Genomic DNA, 16,203 nt, shown 5'->3' with positions numbered 1-16,203 from the left:
GCTCATAGCGTTGCTTGCTCCTTAATCAGCTGTTCAACCCGCCGAGACGCGCGCGCAGCAGCGTGCTGCGGACGGCCTCGTCGTCCAGGTCGTCGGGAACGGGGCGGCCCAAGCGGGCCATCTCGTCGCGGTTGTTCACGGCGTCCACCTGCCAACCGTGGTCGGTCAGCCAGGCAACGGCGTCGGTCCGATCGGGCTCGTGGTAGGTCAGCGCCTGCACGTTGACGTCCAGCCCGAGTCGCTCCCGCATCCGCAGCCAGCGCTGCGAATTGCTTCGTTTGTTCATGCCGAACGCCTCGATGGCGACCTGGCTGCCCGGCGCGCTGAGCGATGTGAACGTTTCGAACAGCCGGTCCTGGGCGTCGCTGGGCAAATACGGCAGCAACCCCTCGGCGAGCCACGCGGTCGGTTGGGTGCGGTCGAAGCCGGCGGCGGTCAGGGCCGCGGGCCAGTCGTCACGAAGATCCACCGGAACGGGCCGCCGGCCTGCGGTGGGAGCCGCGCCGTGTTCCTGCAGGGTCCGGGTCTTGTACTCGAGCACCTTGGGCTGGTCGATCTCGTAAACCACGGTGCCGGCCGGCCAGTTCAACCGGTAGGCCCGCGAGTCCAGCCCGGCGGCCAGGATCACGACCTGCCGAATCCCGGCGCTGACGGCGGTGGCGAAGTATTCGTCGAAGAAGTGGGTGCGCACCGCCTGGTAGTCGATGCCGAGCCGATGCGCGCGTTGCCCTTCTGGATCCCCATCGAGCCAGGCCAGCTCGGCGTCGGCCAGCCGCGCCCACGCGGTACCGGCCGACGACACCAAGAGGCGGGCAAACTCGTCACGGATCAGCGGGTCGGGTCCGGCCGTTTCCGCGGCGCGCGCCGCGGCAACACCCAGCGCCGTGGCGCCGACGAGTTCGGTGATGGTCCAGCTGTCGCCGTCGGTCCGAAGGGAAGGCGGTAAGGAGGCGTCCACATCAGTCATGACGGCACCATGCTACCGAATAAGTTAGTTAGCCTATGCGCTTTGTGCGCAACTTCACTGCGCCCAGCCGGTCAGGTCTCCGGACTCCAGAGCGCGCCTTCCAGCAGCCGGCGCAGCACGTCGCTGATCGCCAGGATCTCCTCATAGCTGCGGATGTAGCCGGCGTAAAACCCGACCCCGCAGAGCACGACTATTAGCGTCTCGACCAATGCGGACGCGTCGATATCGGGGGCGACCTCCCGGCGCTCGATTGCATCGTTGACCGCCGACGTCAGAAATTCGCGGCTGATTTTGACCGAATCAATTTCGGCTCCGCTCAATTCTGGATGCCGTTGCGACTCGAGCACCGCGGCAATCATAAACGCCGAGACGGCGGGATTGTCGGAGTTTGCCCGCACCGCCGCGGTGATGAACGCCGTGAGCCGCCCCGTGAGCGTGGTCTCGCTCTCCGCCTGTCGGATGCCGGCCCCGATGACGAGGCCGTTCGTCTGTTTCAGCACCTCCCGGTACAGGAGCCGCTTGGTGGAAAAGTAGTGGTTGATCGCCGGTCGGGTCAGGTCGGCGCGCGCGGCGATCGCCTGGAACGTCGCGCCGTCGTAACCCCGCTCGCTGAACACCAGGCGAGCCGCCTGCATGATCCGCTGGCGCGTCTCGTCCGCCTTTGCGGCGGGCGGACGTCCCGGCCGGCGACTCACCGTTTGCGACATTTCTAGAGTGTGCCACCGCCGCGGTGTGGCATTAAAGCATTTGGCGGAATGCTGCCGAATTTTCCCGCCTGGTAGTCCTGCAGCGCCTGGACCAATTCGGCGCGGGTGTTCATCACGAAAGGCCCATAGTGGAATACCGGCTCGCGAATCGGCTGACCGCCCAGCAACAACACGTCGATCGATTGCCGGTCGGCCCCCACGGTGATCCGGTCACCCGGCCCGAGCACGGCCAATTGCCCCGAGCGGATCGGGTGGCGCACCGGACCGACGTATCCGCTGCCGGACAGCACGTACACCAGCGCATTGAAATCGCGCCGCCACGGAATGTTGAGCCGGGCGCCGCCTTCGATCGTCGCGTGGGCCAGCGTGATCGGCGTGTGGGTGATCCCGGGGCCGCGGTGACCGTCGATCTCGCCGGCGATGATGCGCACCAGGGCTCCGGCGTCGTCCGAAGCGACCAAGCCGGCGTCGCCGCCCTCGATGGCCTGATACCGCGGCGCCGCGAACTTGTCCCTCTTGGGCAAATTCACCCACAGCTGGACGCCGTGGAAGACGCCGCCGCTTTCGACCAGCTCGGCGGGCGGGGTCTCGATGTGCAGGATGCCCGAACCCGCCGTCATCCATTGCGTCGCGCCGTCGGTGATCAGGCCGCCGCCGCCGTGCGAATCCTGGTGCGCGAACTTTCCGTCGATCATGTAGGTGACGGTTTCGAACCCTCGATGCGGATGCCAGTCGGTGCCCCTGGGTTCACCAGGCTGGTACTCCACCTCGCCCATCTGGTCCATGTGCACGAAGGGATCCAGGGCGGCGGCGTCGATCCCGGCGAACGCCCGGACCACCGGGAAACCCTCGCCCTCGTAGCCGCGCGGTCCGGTGGTGATCGACCGGACCGGCCGTTCGGTCTCGGCGGGGCCGGCGGCGCCGACGCGCGGCAGCGTCAACGTATTTGTGGTTATAGCGGGCACTTTTACCTCCTCGGTAACGGATACCCATATAACCGGACTTTGGTCCGCTTATTCCCCGGCGTGCGGCCGGTCGCGCTGCATAAGATGACGTGATGCTTGGGGTCAGGCGCGCGGCGTGAGCGACCCGGCGGAGGCCCCGGCCCGCGCCGCGGGCGGGCGCTTCGGGGCCTCGATCCGCAAGTCGGGCTACCTGCAAAAGTGGCTGCTGCTGGGCGTCATCATCGGCGTCATCGCGGGCCTGGGAGCCGTCGTCTTCTACTTCGCGCTGAAGTACACCGCCGAGTTTCTGCTCGGCTACCTGGCCGGATATCACATCCCGACGCCCGTCGGGGAGGGTGGCGGCCACGGGTCGGCGGGCTTCAGCCGGCCGTGGGCGATCCCGTTGGTGACGACGGGCGGCGCGTTGCTGTCCGCGTTGATCGTGACGAAGCTGGCCCCGGAGGCGACCGGTCACGGCACCGACGAAGCCATCCAGGCCGTCCACGGTGATCCCCGCGCCATCCGCTTCCGTGCGGTGCTGGTGAAGATGGCGGCGAGCGCGCTGACCATCGGCTCGGGCGGTTCGGCCGGCCGCGAGGGCCCGACCGCGCAAATCTCGGCCGGCTTTTCCTCGCTGCTCGCCCGGCGGCTGAACCTCTCCGACGAGGACGGCCGGACGGCGGTGGCGCTGGGCATCGGCGCGGGCATCGGCGCGATCTTCGCCGCGCCGTTGGGTGGGGCGGTGCTGGCCGCGTCGATCCCCTACCGTGACGACTTCGAGTACCGCTACCTGCTGCCCGGCTTTATCACGTCGGGCACGGCCTACGCGGTGCTCGGGGCCTTCCTCGGCTTCGATCCGCTGTTCGGCTACATCGACGCCGAGTATCGCTTCGAGAAGGCATGGCCGCTGCTGTGGTTCGTGGTGATCGGTCTGGTCGCGGCGGCGGTCGGCTATTTGTATGCCCGCACCTTCCACACCACCGTGCGGCTCACCGACCGGCTGCCCGGCGGGCCCGTGCTCAAGCCGGCGCTCGGCGGCCTGCTCGTCGGGCTGCTGGGACTGTTGCTCCCGCAGGTCCTCAGCAGCGGCTACGGCTGGGCCCAGCTGGCGGCCGATCGCACGTCGCTGATGGCGATCCCGTTGTGGATCGTCGTCGTCCTGCCGATCGCCAAGATCGTCGCCACATCGCTATCGATCGGCACCGGCGGGTCCGGCGGGCTGTTCGGGCCAGGGATCGTGATCGGCGCCTTCGTCGGGGCCGCGGTCTGGAGGCTGGGCGAGCTGTCCGGGCTGCCCGGGGTGCCGCACCAGCCGGGCATCTTCGTCGTGGTCGGCATGATGGCGTGCTTCGGCAGCGTGGCGCGCGCGCCGCTGGCCATCATGATCATGGTCGCCGAGATGACCGGCTCATTTTCGGTGGTGCCCGGCGCGATCCTCGCCGTCGGGATAGCGGCGTTGGTGCTGTCGCGCAGCAACGTCACGATTTACGAGGCGCAGCGGCTGAACCGGGAAACCGCCGAAGCCGAGCGCGCGCGCCAAGCTTCGCCGGTCGCCGACGGCGAATCGCCCACCCAAAGCTAGGGCTCGCGTCGCGCGCTGCTCGCTGCGTCCTTTTCGGTGCTGGTTCCCTCGTGGGCCAGCGCGCCCCCGGCACTTTCCAGATGTGCCCGGACAAACCATTGGAACTTCTCGAGTTGCCCCGCCTGCCCGATCAACAGGTCCTGGGTCACCGGGTCGAGTTCGTCCGTCTCGTCGATGGCTTGGCGGATGTCCTCGATCACGCCGTTGTAGACCAGGTCCAGCGCCGCCAGATGCGCCTGGACGGTGTCGCGGCCGACGGAGTAGTCGTCCCACGAGCGGTCCTTGATGATCGCGCCCGGCGTGCCCTGCGGCGAAGCCCCAAGCGCCGCAATGCGTTCGGCGACATCGTCGGCGAAGTTCCGCACCGCGTCCACCTGGGGGTCGATCATCTCGTGCACGCCAATGAAATTCGGGCCCACCACGTTCCAGTGAATGTGCTTCAACGTGAGGTGCAGATCGTTGTAGGTGCTCAGTTGCCTTTGCAGCAGTTCGGTGAGTCGCGCCGCCTGCTTGTCGGTCAATCCCGGAATAGTGAACTGGGTCATTGCTTTTCCTAGCTTCCTTCCCTGCGGTTCGCGTGCTTGCCCTGCTGGGTACCCGATGGCCCAGCTGGAAAACACCGCGGGTCAGAGCGTGCGGATTTGCTGCACCGGCAGCCGCGCGCCGCGCCGCGGCTCGTACGCCAGGCCGCTGGCCTCCAGCAGCCGCACCACCCGGTGGCGATGCGGGCGCATCGGTTCTAGCAGCTCGAGCATCACCGCGTCGTCGACGGGGCGGCCCAGCAGCGTCCAGCCGATCATCTTCGGGATGTGATAGTCGCCCACCGACACGGCGTCGGCGTCACCGAATGCCCGCTGCGCGGTTTCGGCCGCGGTCCACTCGCCGACTCCTGGCAGGGACATCAACGCCCGGCGGGCCTGCTCCGCCGGGCGTGACACCAGCCGCTCCAACGAGGCCGCCCGTCGCGCACAACTCACCACGGTCTGCGCCCGCCTCGGGTCGACGTTGGCGCGATGAAACTCCCACGACGGGATGTGCCGCCACGCCTCGGCCGACGGCGGCACCCGCATCCCGGCCGGCGCCGGTCCGGGCGCGGGCGTCCCGTGCTTGGACACCAGGACGCGCCAGGACCGAAACGCGTCGGCGCCGGGCACCCGCTGCTCGATGATCGCCGGGATCAGGGCCTCCAGCACCCGCCCGGTGCGGCCCAGTCGCAGGTGTGGCACGCGTTGGTGCGCGGCGGCGACGATGGGGTCGCGCGGTTCGAAGTCCGAGGCGTCGTCGTCGGCGCCCAGCATCGCGGGCAGCGTCTCGAGGAATTCCTGCGCCCCGCCACCCCAGGCCTCGCAATGGGCCGCGTTGGCGGCGGCGCGGCTGATCCGCGCCGTGACGGGCCCACTGGGCAGCAGGCCGGTTCGCCAGATGGTGCCGTCACCCGGCAGCCGGAAACAAGGGTCGCCTGAACCGCGGCGCAGCGGTGCCAGGGTGTGCCCGAAGCTGGCCGCCCCGGGGAACGTGACCGTGCGCGCGCTCTTCACCCGATATCTCTGCAGTCTGGGGTCACAGCCGACTCCGGGGATCGAGCTGATTGACCGCTAACGATGTCCCACGACAATATTGCGATGTGATGACGCCTTTCGATGCCCCGCAGACCGAACTCGCCTGGATGTTCCTGCAGAGCTTGAGCGAGGGCGGCGACTTGGACGAGGGCTTCATGCTGCTCAGCGACGACTTCACCTACTGGAGCCTGTACACCCGGACCTCCTTCGACAAGGCGACCCTGCGGCAATCGGTCGACTGGCGCAAGCGCACCCTCGAGATCACCGTCGACCTGCGCCGCTGCATCACCGAGGGCGACACGGTGGTGATCGAGGCCAATGCGTCGGGCACCACCACCGACGGCGCCGAATACGACAGCCCCTTCGTGTGCATCTTCGAAACGCGCGACGGGCTCATCGTGTCGATGCGCGAATACAGCGACACCCGCGCGCAGGAGCGGGCGCTGCCCCCGTCACCCAGTGGCGGCTACTGAGATCTCCGCCTTGTTCGGGTAGAAGGCGACGTGCCCCGCGATCGCCGCGACGGCGGGGTAGGGCTGCTCGTATGTCCAGATCACATCGTCGACCATCTCGCCGGCCGACGTGGTCACGCTGTAGTAGCTGGCGTCGCCCTTGAACGGGCAGTGGGTGCTGGTGTCGGTGGGGGTGAGCCGATCGGCGACCACGTCGCCCATCGGGATGTATTGCACCGCAGGCAAAGTCGCCTCACGCAGCTCCAACGCCGCCGTGGTGTCGGCGACGAGTTCGCCCTTGACGCGGACCTGCACCCGGCCCCTCGTCGGCTCGATGGTGATCGGATGCCCGGCGCTCGGTTCTTTGATTTCCGGGTGGCTCATGGGTTCCTCCTCAGACGCGGATGCAGCTTGCAACACCAACCAGGGTCCAAGACTTCCCGGGGAGCTTGCTCAGGGCGAACATCCGGGGGTATGCGCGCGCATGAAACTCGGCGCGCTCGACGTGGGCTCCAATTCGGCGCAGCTGCAGGTGGTCGACGCGATGGCCGGCCTGCAGATTCCCACCGTGCAGGTGAGCCCGTGGGCGCTGCGCCCACGGGCGAACTGCCGCTGCATCCGCTGCATCTCCGCGACGGCCGGTGGCGCGATCGTCACGACGTTGCCGTCGAGGCCGGCCAACTGAAACCGGGACAAGCGACCGCGCGCTCAACCCTTCCCGATCAGGCCGGCCCGAATGCGTAGCGGTGGTATTGCGCCATGTTGGCGACGGCCTCGACCAGCGACATGGCCTTCCCCAGCGCCCGCGTGGAGCGCGGGAGTTGCGCGAAGGTGTACGACTCGAACCACCGCTCCCAGGCCATGAGCCGCACACCCGGCACGGCGTCGACGATGTCGTCAGGCCCGTTGATCGCCCAGGACAGTGTGGATCCCGAACGGCGCACGACGGTGTTGAGCCACTGCGACTTGATCCCGAGCGAGTTGAAGGCGTCGAACTGCAGCTCGCCCGAGCCGAAGTGATCGACCACGCGGCGCAGTAATGCGGTGCCGTCCTGCTCGGTGAGGTACATGGTCAGCCCCTCGCCGATCATCAGCGCGGGACGGTCCGCGGGAATGTCCCCGAGCCAGGCCGGGTCGGTGACGGAGGCGGCGATGATCCGATAGTGGTCGCGCGCGGGGTAGAGCTGGGCGCGCAGGGCGGCGACTTCGGGGTAGTCGACGTCGTACCACTCGACGCCCGGGCCTGGCTGCACCCGCAGACACCGGCTGTCCAGTCCGCAGCCCAGGTGCAGCACGACGGCCCGCGGGTGCGCCGCAAGAAATTGGCGGACCCAGGCGTCGAAGTGCGCGGACCGGGTGGTGACCGACGGCGCCCTGCGCGCGGTGATGGTGGTCTTTTTCCAGTCGTAGTCGATGCGTTGGACGATCTCCTTCGCATACCGGTCGCCCAGGATCGGTGTCTTGAAGTCGGCGTCCAGCGCCTTGGCGTACAGCGTTGCCAGCATCGTCTGGGGCGCCCCGCTGAGGTCAACGCTTACCTTTTCGGCAGTCACGCCGCCCGAGGCTAGTCGCGGCGCGACCACGACGGCAGTGTTGAACGCCCAGCGGCGCGGCGTTCAGCTCGGCGTCGCGCTTTTGCCGCTGGCGACCTTCAGCTCCGCCCAGAACCGGGCCGCCTCACGGATGGATTCCTCCACCGGGCGTGGCTGCCAACCCAATTCGCGCTTTGCCTTGCTGCTGTCGACGTCCGCTTCGGCGCGCATCATCCGCACCGACTTGAGGCTGAGTTCGGAGTCCTTGCCGGTGAGTCGCGCCCGCAGAGTGCCGAACGCGGCCAGGGCATAGAGCACCGGCACCGAGATCGCGCGCCGCGGTGGCGGCACGCCGGCCTCGTCGGCCGCGATTCGCACGACATCGTTCAGCGCGAACATCCGCTCGGAGACCAGGTATCGCTCCCCGATGCGGCCGCGCTCCGCGGCCAGGATCATGGCCCGGGCGGCGTCGTCCACGCCGACGACCTCGAGCCGGATGCCGTTCATCAGGAAGGGCAGCTTGCCGAAGACCGCGCCGGCGATGAAAGCGCCGTGCGGGGTACCTCCCCAGTCCCCGCTGCCGTACGTCGTCGAGACGCACATCGCGACGGCGGGCAGCCCGGCGTCGGCGACGTAGCGCATCACCAAATCTTCGGCCTGGACCCGGGATTGGACGTACGGGGTCAGGCCGCGGGGATCGATGACATCCTCTTCGGTCGCCACGTGCCCGTGTCGCCGGCCCACCGTCGCGTAGGTGCTGGTGAAGACGAACCGGCGCAGGCCGGGTTCTTTGACGGCGACGTCGAGGACGTTGCGCAGGCCTTCCACGTTGGTGCGAAACAACGGCGAGGGGTCACGCAACCAGGCGCGGGTGTCGACGACGCAGTAGTAGACGTCGTCGACGCCGTCCATCGCCGCGCGCACCGTGTCGGTGTCGAAGACGTCGCCCAGGAATCGGGTGACCTCGAGGTCGTCGATGCTGCGGGTGTTTGCGTTCGGGCGCACCATCACCCGCACTTCGGCGCCGTCGGCGACGAGCTGGCGAGTCACATGCGAACCCAGAAAGCCGTTGGCGCCGATGACCAGCTTGGGTTTCGCGCTCACCGTTGACCGCCGTTCTGTTGCATCCAGCGCGCCGCGTCGTCGTCCAGCGTGCCCAGCGCCTGCGCCTTGCGGCACCACTTCATCCCCGCCCGCAGGAAGCGCAGCGGGTTGTAGATGTCTTCCTCGCGACTCCACAGGCCGTCGCCGGCGTAGGTGATGATGGTGATGTTGGTGGCGCTGATGACGCTGCCGTCGCCGGGGTCGCGCATCGGGTTGTCCAGCTCGAGGATGACCCGCCCGGTGGGCTCGTCGATGACCGACCACAGCGTCGGGAACGCGACCATGTGGCTGCCGGGGAAGGTCGTCATCGTCTGCTTGATCCACTCGCGCACTTCGTCGCGGCCGCGCATGGTGCCCGCCGCGTGCTCGATGTACTCGACATCCGGCGTGTATTGCTCGACCCAGGCATCCCAGTCCCGGGTTTCGGCCGCCCGGGCGACGGTTTCCTCGAATTTCTCGAAGGCGGCGGCGAGTTCGCCGCGCGAGAAAGTGCGGGTAGTCATGCCAAAACTAGAACACGTTCTATTGACGTTTGTCGAGCATTGCGCGCCGGCGGCCGCCGGGGGCGGCTATGCGGAATAATCGGAAGATCGCCTCGGGTTGCACGCGACTACGGGTAGCGAGATGGCAAGGAGGGGCAAACATGACAGATCCTCAAAAGGCGATCCTCGCCGGCGGCTGCTTCTGGGGCATGCAGGACCTGATCCGCAAGCAACCCGGCGTCATCTCGACCCGGGTCGGCTACACGGGCGGCGACGTCCCCAACGCGACCTACCGCAATCACGGCACACACGCCGAGGCCATCGAAATCGTCTACGACCCGGCGGTCACCGATTACCGCGCGCTGCTTGAGTTCTTCTTCCAGATCCACGATCCGACGACGAAGAACCGTCAGGGCAACGACATGGGGACCAGCTACCGCTCGGCCATCTTCTACGTCGACGACGAGCAGAAGCGGATCGCGCTCGACACCATCGCCGACGTCGACGCGTCGGGCCTGTGGCCGGGCAAGGTCGTGACCGAGGTCAGTCCCGCCGGGGATTTCTGGGAGGCCGAGCCCGAGCATCAGGACTACCTGCAGCACTACCCCAACGGGTACACCTGCCACTTCGTGCGTCCGGGCTGGAAGCTGCCGCGCCGCGCCGCCGCCGGCGGCTGATTTAGTCCCCGGCGCTCCGCCGCCGGTGCACCACGATGCGCCCGCCGTTCTTGGGGGTGTAGGCGACACCGCGGGAGTGCCAGCGCTCGCCCGGTGCCGTCGTGGTCTCAATCGCGAAGTCGCGCAGCACCGTTCGCAGCACCACGTCCATCTCCATGTTGGCGAACGCAGCCCCCACGCAGCGGCGGGTACCGCCGCCGAACGGGATCCATGCGAACGTGGACGGCTTGCCCCCGATGTAGCGCTGCGGATCGAAGCGCTCCGGGTCGGGATAGATGTCGGGGTTGTCGTGGATCTTCGCGATGCTAATGATGATCGAATCCCCTTGGGAGAGGACCCATTCGCCGAGCTGGAAGGTTGGCGGATAGACGCGGCGGGCCGCGAAATCGATGACGGTTCTGGCCCGCTGCACCTCCAGGATCGCCGCCTGGCGCAGCTCACTGCCGCCGTTGTCGGCCTCCTCGACCAGGTCGGCCAGCACCTCGGGGTGCCTGGTCAGCCGCTCGAACGCCCAGCCCAGGGTGGAGGCGGTAGTCTCGTGGCCGGCGGCCAGCAAGGTGAGCAGCTCGTCACCGATGTCCTTGCGCGACATGGCCGACCCGTCCTCGTAGGTGCTGCGCAGCATCAGCGCGAGCACGTCGGTGCGGTCGGCGAAGTTCGGATCCGCCCGCTCGGCGTCGATCAGCTTGTCGATGACGACGTCGTACTGGCGCCGCCATTCGGCCAGCCGGCCCCACGGGCTGAACCGGCCGTATGTCCGTTCGGGTTTCGGCAGTGCGGCCAGCCGCGAGCCGAGCGTGACCCACGGCGGAATGAGCCGGCGTAGCTCGTCGAGCTCGGCGCCGTCGGCGCCGAACACGGCGCGCAGGATCGCGTTGAGCGTGATGTGCATCATCGACGGCAGCGTCGGGAACGGCCGTCCTTCCGGCCAATTGGCCGTCTCGCGCAGCGTCTCCTCCTCGATGATCGCCTCGTAGTTCTTCATGCTCTTGCCGTGGAAGGGCGGCGCCAACAGGCGCCGCCGCCGGCGGTGATCGTCCCCGTCGAGCGCGAACACGGAGCCGGTGCCGAACAGGCGGCTCAGGTTGGGCTGGATGTTGCCGAGCTCCTCGGGGCCGGTCGTAAAGATCTGCTTGGCCAGCTGCGGGTCGCCGACCATCACGACGCGACCGTAGATCGGGATGTTGAGCGTGAACACGTCGCCGTGGCGGCGCGCCAGGCGCTTGACCATCCCGCGGCGCGAAGTGGCGAAGGCGATGCCGCACAACAGCTTCGGAATCCGGGCCGCGGGCGGCAGCTTGACTGCCGGGGCCCCCGGCGGGGCGGTGACGACGTCGCTCATGGCGTTGCTGCTCCCCTATCTGACCCCGGGTCCGGGGACGGTACCGCGGTGTACCAAAACCTTTCCCGATACGGTACTCTGTGGTACCAAGCCTGACAAGGGATTCACCGAAGGGGGCGCCCGTGACATCAGCGGTTGACGACGCGTTCGTGGCCGACCCCTCAGCGGACCCCTTTCGACTCCGGCTGCTCGACGGACTCGCCACCGCGATCGGAGAGCGCGGATACCGAACCAGCACCGTCGCCGACATCGTCCGCCACGCCCGCACGTCCAAGCGCACCTTCTACGACCAGTTCGCGAGCAAAGAGGACTGCTTCCTGGAACTGCTCCGGGCCGACATCGAGAAGCTCGGCGAGAACATCGCCTCGGCCGTGGACCCCGAGGCCGACTGGCACCACCAAATTCGGCAGGCCGTCGAAGCCTATGTCGGACACATGGAGTCCCGCCCCGCCATCACCTTGAGCTTGATCCGCGAGCTGCCGTCGCTGGGTGCGGTCGCCCGCCCGGTGCAGCGCCGCGGCGTGCAGCTGTTGTCCAGCCTGCTGATCGACCTCAGCGCGAGCCCGGGATTCCGGCGCGCGGAGCTGCCGCCGTTGACCGCCCCCCTGGCGGTGATCCTGTTGGGCGGCCTGCGCGAGCTGACGGCGCTGGCCGTCGAGGACGGCAAACCGGTGCGAGGGATCGTCGAACCGGCGGTGGACGCCTCCATAGCCCTGCTCGGACCGCGACACTAGGCTCGATCGCAGACCCACAGACGGAGGACTGCGATGCGGCTATCGACCCGCAACCAACTCAAGGGAACGATCACCGAGGTTGATCTCGGCGCCGTGATGGCGATCGTGAAGGTCAAGCTCGACGGCGGCGACCAGATCGTCACGTCGTCGGTGACCAAGGACGCGGCGGTCGACCTTGGCCTGGCGGTCGGCCAGCCCGCTACCGTGTTCATCAAGTCCACCGAAGTCACCATCGGCGTCGAATAGCGCCGCGGCAGTTTATATTTCGCCGCGCAGGAAGGCGCGCAGCCGGTCGAGAACCAGCTCGGGTCGCTGCTCGACGATCCAGTGGCCGACGCCGTCGACCAACTCGACCTTGAAATCGGTTATGTGGTCGGCGTATCCGTCCAGCAGATCCGGCGTCAGCACCGGATCCTTGGTCCCGCTGAGCCAGCGCACCGGCACCTCGACGCGGGCGTCGTCGTACTCGCCGCCCATCCAGCGCCACACCTCGGTGCTCTGGAAGGTTCGGTACCACCGCGAGCCGGCCACCGCGTGCCCGGGCTGGCGCATGCACTCGATGTAGAAGCGCACGTCGTCCTCGTTGACCAAGTAGCCGCCGCCGACCCACGACGCCAGGAACCGGTAGAACCGGGCCTTGGGATCGGCGATCACGCGCGGGCCGATCACCGGCAGCATGATCGGGATCTGGTACCAGAACCGCCACACATTGCGAACGAGCTTGAGATCCTTTTTGAACCACGGCGCGGCGGTGTTCAAGCCGAAATACCCGGTGACCTTCTCCGGGTGGCGCAGCATCATGATGAACGAGATCGGCCCACCCCAGTCGTGGCCGACGAGCGTCACGGTGGCGACCCCCAACCGGTCCAGCACCGCGGCCAGGTCATCGGCCATGTCGTTCTTGCGGTAGTCGGAGCGCGGCGCCGAACTCCAGCCGGCGCCCCGCAGGTCGGGACACAGCACCCGGTAGCCGTCGGCGGCCAGTGGGCCGATCAATTCGTGCCATTCCCACCAGTTTTGGGGGAAGCCGTGCACCAGCATCACTGCCGGCCCGTTCGCCGGGCCCGCGTCGGCGACGTGGATCGTCACGCCATCCCCGAGTTCGACGTACCTGTGTTCGACACCGTCCAGCGCGGGCATAGCGACCATGAATTCAGAACGTAGTCGACCGCCGCCTCAGGTCAGGAACCGGTCGACGTATGGCGCGAAGCGCTCCCGCAGGGCGTCCTCCGTCAACCCGAACATCTCGTACGACGTCTCGACGTTCCCCAGCCGTCCGCGCTGGTGACCCGCCAGGTAACCGGCGACCGCCGCGCGCGCCTCGTCGGTGAGCGGCTCGCCGGCCAGCGCGTACACCCGCTCGGCGACACCGAGCTCGTCGGCCATGAAATCGTCGAAGCGGATGTCGACCGAGCGGTCGGGACCGATGGTGTCGCGGTCGCGGACCAGCGCGCTAAGCATGTGATCCAGGCGGTCGACCCACTGCTCCGCGATCTCTCGCACCGGCACGGGCGAGCGGTGCATGCGCGCGGAATAGGTGATCATCGCGATCATCGACAGCGCCACCGGGACCGGATCGCGATGGGTGAACACCACAACGCTGCCCGGAAAGACCCGGTCCAACACCGGCACCTGCTCGAGGTGCTGCGGCGACTTGAGCAGCCAGCGCCGCCCGCCGCGCAGGAACTGCATGGCCTTGAGCTGCCGGGCCAGGTACCGGTAGTGCGGCGTCTGATCGTGCGCCTGGTAGTAGCGCCGCCAGCGGGGGGCCTCGGCGAGGGTCTCGAAGAGCATCGTCGAGAAGTCGTTGGCGAGCAATTGGATTTCCTCGTGCACGTGGTCCGTCGTCATCTCGTGCATCAGCGGGAAATACGGCATCACGGTGTTGATGACCGCGACCCCGACGTCCATCCGGGCACGCCGTGGATCCGGCTCGATCCCCGCCTCGGCCGGCAACGGGAACGGTTCGACGCTTTCCCAGTACGGCATGGTGCGGAAGGTGGGCGCCGCCGCCAGCAGGTTGTGCAGGTGGGTGGTGCCGGTGCGGGGCAGGCCCGCGATCACGATCGGCGGCTGCAGCTCGATGTCGTCGATCTCGGGATGCCGGCGCAGTAGGTCGGTGAGCAGCAGCCGGTTCTTCAGCAGCTGCACCAGCTGCGCGAAGAAGTTGACCGCTCCTGCGGCGTGCAGCCCGTCGATGTCGCGCAGGTCGGCGAGGTAGACGTCGAGTCGTTCTCGGTAGTCGTCCGCGCCGAAATCGTCCAGGCCGGTGTCGGCGCTGGCCCGGGCGTGCAGGGCGTCGGCATCGAGCGGACAGTCCGGGGCCATCGTTGCCATCATGTCGAGGATTTGCTGGGCCTCGGCGCCGAATCGGGGCAGCGCCAGGTCGTCGAGGGGAACGGAGCGAACGGCATCGGTCACGGCGACTTATGTTACTCTGAGTTTCGTAATGGTTGTAGATTTCGGCCGACCCCGTGACCCGCGTATCGACGCCGCCGTGCTGCGCGCGACGGTCGAACTTCTCGCGGAAACCGGTTATCCAGGCCTGCTGGTCTCCGCCATCGCGGAACGGGCCGGCACCAGCAAGCCCGCGATCTACCGGCGCTGGCCGAGCAAGGCGCACCTGGTGCACGAGGCGGTGTTCCCGATCGGCGCCGCTACGGCGATTCCCGACACCGGATCGCCGTCCGACGACCTCCGCGAAATGGTCCGCCGCACAATGGCTTTCCTGACGACGCCGGCCGCGCGGGCGGCGCTGCCGGGCCTGGTCGGCGAGATGGCCGCGGACCCGACCCTGCATTCGGCGCTGCTGGAGCGGTTCGCCGGCGTCATCGCCGGCGGCCTCGCCGAGTGGCTGCAGGCGGCGTCCATAAGAGGCGAGGTGCGTGCCGACGTCACCGCCGCCGATCTGGCCGAGGCCGTCGCGGGCCTCACGCTGGTTGCGCTGCTCACCCGTGCCAAGGAGTTGGACGACGAGTGGGTCGATCGCACCACCACGTTGCTACTGAAGGGAATCAGCGCATGACGCACGACTCGACGGCCGCGTGGCAGGACCTGCTCGCCACCCTCGGCGAGCTCGACCGCAGCTTCCTCGAGGGCGAGCGCGCCGTCACCGACGATCGCCACATCGCCGACGGTTACCGCATGCTCGCCGCCACGCTGGGCGTGGCCCTCGACGCCTACCTGTTCCCCGAGCCCGGCCGCCCGCAATTCGTCGCGGTGAACACACCGTTCCGGCGCGACCGCCGCTGGGGCGGCGACAACACCGACGCCTACTACTTCCTGTGCCCGGTGGACCCGAAGCGGCGCTACCGCATCAGCGGCAATCGCGGTGACAGCGTGTACTTTTCGGTCACGGCCTACAACGAACCCTCACCCGGCGCCTGGTCGGACCGGGTCGTCGCGATCGTCCGCGACAGCGACCTCGACGTGGACGCCGACGGCAACTTCAGCTTCGAATTCCCGCCGACACCGGACGCGGCCGTGCTGATGACCCGCGACTATCAGGCCGACCCGCTGACTGGGCGCCCGGTCGTCTGGAACATCGAGGCGCTCGACGAGCCGGACCCGATCCGGCACGGCGATGCCGAGACCGCCGCGAGCCTGCGGGCGGTGGCGACGTGGCTGCGCACGATGTTCGCCATCGTGCCGCTGGCCGTCGGCACCAGAGCGGACGACGAGCATGCGCTCGGGCACGAAACGGCCCATGCGGCAAACGAATTCGCCGACCCCTACCAGGTTCCCGACGCCAACTTCGGCTGGTCGGCGCGCGATGCGTGCTATTCCTACGGCAGCTTCGTGCTCGACGACGACGAGGCGCTGGTCATCACGCACCGGCCGCCGGCCTGCCGGTTCTGGAACATGGTGGTGTGGAACCAGTTCATGGCCACCTTTGGGGCGACCGATGCCAGGTGCTCCGTGAACGGCAGCAGCGCCGTGCCCAACGGTGACGGCTCGGTGACGATCGTGCTGTCCCGTGGCACGACGAGCCATCCGAATTCACTGACCACGCTGGACTATCCGCGCGGCAACCTCGCGTTCCGGTGGTTCCTGGCGGACGGCGTGCCGGCGCGTCCCGAGGTGCAGCTGGTCAAGGCCGCCGACGCGCCGACGCGGGTGCA

Annotated in this window: 20 protein-coding genes; 8 read left to right on the top strand and 12 right to left on the bottom strand. The window is 68.1% G+C overall.

Features of this window, described 5'->3' with window-relative positions; translation table 11 throughout:
• Window positions 1-25 precede the first annotated feature (25 nt).
• The 3 genes from AC5Y2S_RS23860 to AC5Y2S_RS23850 form a co-directional block, all read right to left on the bottom strand.
• A complete protein-coding gene (locus tag AC5Y2S_RS23860; RefSeq protein ID WP_499958759.1) occupies window positions 26-967 on the bottom strand; it encodes a class I SAM-dependent methyltransferase in 942 nt (313 codons plus the stop codon).
• 71 nt (window positions 968-1,038) lie between these two features.
• Entirely contained in the window at window positions 1,039-1,674 is a 636-nt protein-coding gene (locus AC5Y2S_RS23855; protein WP_499958757.1) for a TetR/AcrR family transcriptional regulator, read from the bottom strand.
• Between the two features lie 2 nt (window positions 1,675-1,676).
• Window positions 1,677-2,639, bottom strand: coding sequence for a pirin family protein (locus AC5Y2S_RS23850; RefSeq protein ID WP_499958755.1), 963 nt, complete (start codon window positions 2,637-2,639; stop codon window positions 1,677-1,679).
• Between the two features lie 115 nt (window positions 2,640-2,754).
• On the opposite strand from AC5Y2S_RS23850, the gene AC5Y2S_RS23845 reads away from it, so the two are divergent.
• Window positions 2,755-4,200, top strand: a complete 1,446-nt coding sequence (locus AC5Y2S_RS23845; protein ID WP_499902730.1) for a chloride channel protein — start codon at window positions 2,755-2,757, stop codon at window positions 4,198-4,200.
• Here AC5Y2S_RS23845 and dps read toward each other — a convergent pair.
• Together dps and AC5Y2S_RS23835 are read right to left on the bottom strand one after the other, a co-directional pair.
• Window positions 4,197-4,745, bottom strand: a complete 549-nt coding sequence (dps, locus tag AC5Y2S_RS23840) for a DNA starvation/stationary phase protection protein Dps (protein WP_499958754.1) — start codon at window positions 4,743-4,745, stop codon at window positions 4,197-4,199. The genes AC5Y2S_RS23845 and dps overlap by 4 nt on opposite strands.
• Before the next feature lie 81 nt (window positions 4,746-4,826).
• A complete protein-coding gene (locus AC5Y2S_RS23835) occupies window positions 4,827-5,738 on the bottom strand; it encodes a DNA-3-methyladenine glycosylase family protein (RefSeq protein WP_499902728.1) in 912 nt (303 codons plus the stop codon).
• Between the two features lie 86 nt (window positions 5,739-5,824).
• On the opposite strand from AC5Y2S_RS23835, the gene AC5Y2S_RS23830 reads away from it, so the two are divergent.
• Complete coding sequence (locus AC5Y2S_RS23830; protein ID WP_499958752.1) at window positions 5,825-6,232, top strand: nuclear transport factor 2 family protein; 408 nt, start codon at window positions 5,825-5,827, stop codon at window positions 6,230-6,232.
• On the opposite strand, the gene AC5Y2S_RS23825 is transcribed toward AC5Y2S_RS23830, so the two are convergent.
• Window positions 6,212-6,595, bottom strand: a complete 384-nt coding sequence (locus tag AC5Y2S_RS23825) for a DUF427 domain-containing protein (RefSeq protein WP_499958750.1) — start codon at window positions 6,593-6,595, stop codon at window positions 6,212-6,214. The genes AC5Y2S_RS23830 and AC5Y2S_RS23825 overlap by 21 nt on opposite strands.
• 100 nt (window positions 6,596-6,695) lie before the next feature.
• Between AC5Y2S_RS23825 and AC5Y2S_RS23820 the strand changes: the two genes are divergently transcribed.
• Entirely contained in the window at window positions 6,696-6,896 is a 201-nt protein-coding gene (locus AC5Y2S_RS23820) for a hypothetical protein (RefSeq protein ID WP_499958748.1), read from the top strand.
• Window positions 6,897-6,933: 37 nt separating this feature from the next.
• Here AC5Y2S_RS23820 and AC5Y2S_RS23815 read toward each other — a convergent pair whose 3' ends face one another.
• From AC5Y2S_RS23815 to AC5Y2S_RS23805, 3 genes are all read right to left on the bottom strand, one after another.
• Entirely contained in the window at window positions 6,934-7,716 is a 783-nt protein-coding gene (locus AC5Y2S_RS23815) for a class I SAM-dependent methyltransferase (RefSeq protein ID WP_499958990.1), read from the bottom strand.
• A 111-nt stretch (window positions 7,717-7,827) separates the two neighbouring features.
• Window positions 7,828-8,847, bottom strand: a complete 1,020-nt coding sequence (locus AC5Y2S_RS23810) for an NAD-dependent epimerase/dehydratase family protein (protein WP_499958747.1) — start codon at window positions 8,845-8,847, stop codon at window positions 7,828-7,830.
• Entirely contained in the window at window positions 8,844-9,350 is a 507-nt protein-coding gene (locus AC5Y2S_RS23805; protein ID WP_499958745.1) for a nuclear transport factor 2 family protein, read from the bottom strand. Before AC5Y2S_RS23805 ends, AC5Y2S_RS23810 begins: the two co-directional genes overlap by 4 nt.
• Window positions 9,351-9,490: 140 nt before the next feature.
• On the opposite strand from AC5Y2S_RS23805, the gene msrA reads away from it, so the two are divergent.
• Entirely contained in the window at window positions 9,491-10,006 is a 516-nt protein-coding gene (gene msrA / locus AC5Y2S_RS23800; protein WP_499958743.1) for a peptide-methionine (S)-S-oxide reductase MsrA, read from the top strand.
• 1 nt (window position 10,007) lies between these two features.
• Here msrA and AC5Y2S_RS23795 read toward each other — a convergent pair whose 3' ends face one another.
• Window positions 10,008-11,348 (bottom strand): cytochrome P450, encoded by a 1,341-nt coding sequence (locus tag AC5Y2S_RS23795; RefSeq protein ID WP_499958741.1) that lies wholly within the window; start codon window positions 11,346-11,348, stop codon window positions 10,008-10,010.
• A gap of 149 nt (window positions 11,349-11,497) precedes the next feature.
• Here AC5Y2S_RS23795 and AC5Y2S_RS23790 point away from each other — a divergent pair, with 149 nt between their 5' ends.
• Together AC5Y2S_RS23790 and AC5Y2S_RS23785 are read left to right on the top strand one after the other, a co-directional pair.
• Window positions 11,498-12,082, top strand: a complete 585-nt coding sequence (locus tag AC5Y2S_RS23790; protein WP_499958988.1) for a TetR/AcrR family transcriptional regulator — start codon at window positions 11,498-11,500, stop codon at window positions 12,080-12,082.
• Between the two features lie 33 nt (window positions 12,083-12,115).
• Window positions 12,116-12,328, top strand: a complete 213-nt coding sequence (locus AC5Y2S_RS23785) for a TOBE domain-containing protein (RefSeq protein ID WP_067157920.1) — start codon at window positions 12,116-12,118, stop codon at window positions 12,326-12,328.
• A 12-nt stretch (window positions 12,329-12,340) separates the two neighbouring features.
• Here AC5Y2S_RS23785 and AC5Y2S_RS23780 read toward each other — a convergent pair whose 3' ends face one another.
• Together AC5Y2S_RS23780 and AC5Y2S_RS23775 are read right to left on the bottom strand one after the other, a co-directional pair.
• Window positions 12,341-13,231 (bottom strand): alpha/beta fold hydrolase, encoded by an 891-nt coding sequence (locus AC5Y2S_RS23780; protein ID WP_499958740.1) that lies wholly within the window; start codon window positions 13,229-13,231, stop codon window positions 12,341-12,343.
• Between the two features lie 27 nt (window positions 13,232-13,258).
• Complete coding sequence (locus AC5Y2S_RS23775; RefSeq protein ID WP_499958738.1) at window positions 13,259-14,503, bottom strand: sulfotransferase family protein; 1,245 nt, start codon at window positions 14,501-14,503, stop codon at window positions 13,259-13,261.
• Between the two features lie 28 nt (window positions 14,504-14,531).
• Between AC5Y2S_RS23775 and AC5Y2S_RS23770 the strand changes: the two genes are divergently transcribed.
• Entirely contained in the window at window positions 14,532-15,107 is a 576-nt protein-coding gene (locus tag AC5Y2S_RS23770; RefSeq protein ID WP_499958737.1) for a TetR/AcrR family transcriptional regulator, read from the top strand.
• Window positions 15,104-16,203: DUF1214 domain-containing protein (locus tag AC5Y2S_RS23765; protein ID WP_499958735.1), on the top strand; the 1,100-nt coding region annotated here is incomplete at its 3' end. The genes AC5Y2S_RS23770 and AC5Y2S_RS23765, both read left to right, overlap by 4 nt.

Source organism: Mycobacterium sp. NGS69, assembly GCF_059812165.1.
Note: the sequence above shows the minus strand (reverse complement) of the source record. Positions and strands in the feature narration are given on the sequence as shown.

What these genes read in the sequence shown, in the direction of transcription:
- AC5Y2S_RS23825 (WP_499958750.1), bottom strand. Translation starts at nt 6,595, where the DNA reads ATGAGCCACCCGGAAATCAAAGAACCGAGCGCCGGGCATCCGATCACC.
- AC5Y2S_RS23820 (WP_499958748.1), top strand. Translation starts at nt 6,696, where the DNA reads ATGAAACTCGGCGCGCTCGACGTGGGCTCCAATTCGGCGCAGCTGCAG.
- dps (WP_499958754.1), bottom strand. Translation starts at nt 4,745, where the DNA reads ATGACCCAGTTCACTATTCCGGGATTGACCGACAAGCAGGCGGCGCGA.
- AC5Y2S_RS23780 (WP_499958740.1), bottom strand. Translation starts at nt 13,231, where the DNA reads ATGGTCGCTATGCCCGCGCTGGACGGTGTCGAACACAGGTACGTCGAA.
- AC5Y2S_RS23770 (WP_499958737.1), top strand. Translation starts at nt 14,532, where the DNA reads ATGGTTGTAGATTTCGGCCGACCCCGTGACCCGCGTATCGACGCCGCC.
- AC5Y2S_RS23860 (WP_499958759.1), bottom strand. Translation starts at nt 967, where the DNA reads ATGACTGATGTGGACGCCTCCTTACCGCCTTCCCTTCGGACCGACGGC.
- AC5Y2S_RS23785 (WP_067157920.1), top strand. Translation starts at nt 12,116, where the DNA reads ATGCGGCTATCGACCCGCAACCAACTCAAGGGAACGATCACCGAGGTT.
- msrA (WP_499958743.1), top strand. Translation starts at nt 9,491, where the DNA reads ATGACAGATCCTCAAAAGGCGATCCTCGCCGGCGGCTGCTTCTGGGGC.
- AC5Y2S_RS23795 (WP_499958741.1), bottom strand. Translation starts at nt 11,348, where the DNA reads ATGAGCGACGTCGTCACCGCCCCGCCGGGGGCCCCGGCAGTCAAGCTG.
- AC5Y2S_RS23805 (WP_499958745.1), bottom strand. Translation starts at nt 9,350, where the DNA reads ATGACTACCCGCACTTTCTCGCGCGGCGAACTCGCCGCCGCCTTCGAG.
- AC5Y2S_RS23855 (WP_499958757.1), bottom strand. Translation starts at nt 1,674, where the DNA reads ATGTCGCAAACGGTGAGTCGCCGGCCGGGACGTCCGCCCGCCGCAAAG.
- AC5Y2S_RS23815 (WP_499958990.1), bottom strand. Translation starts at nt 7,716, where the DNA reads ATGCTGGCAACGCTGTACGCCAAGGCGCTGGACGCCGACTTCAAGACA.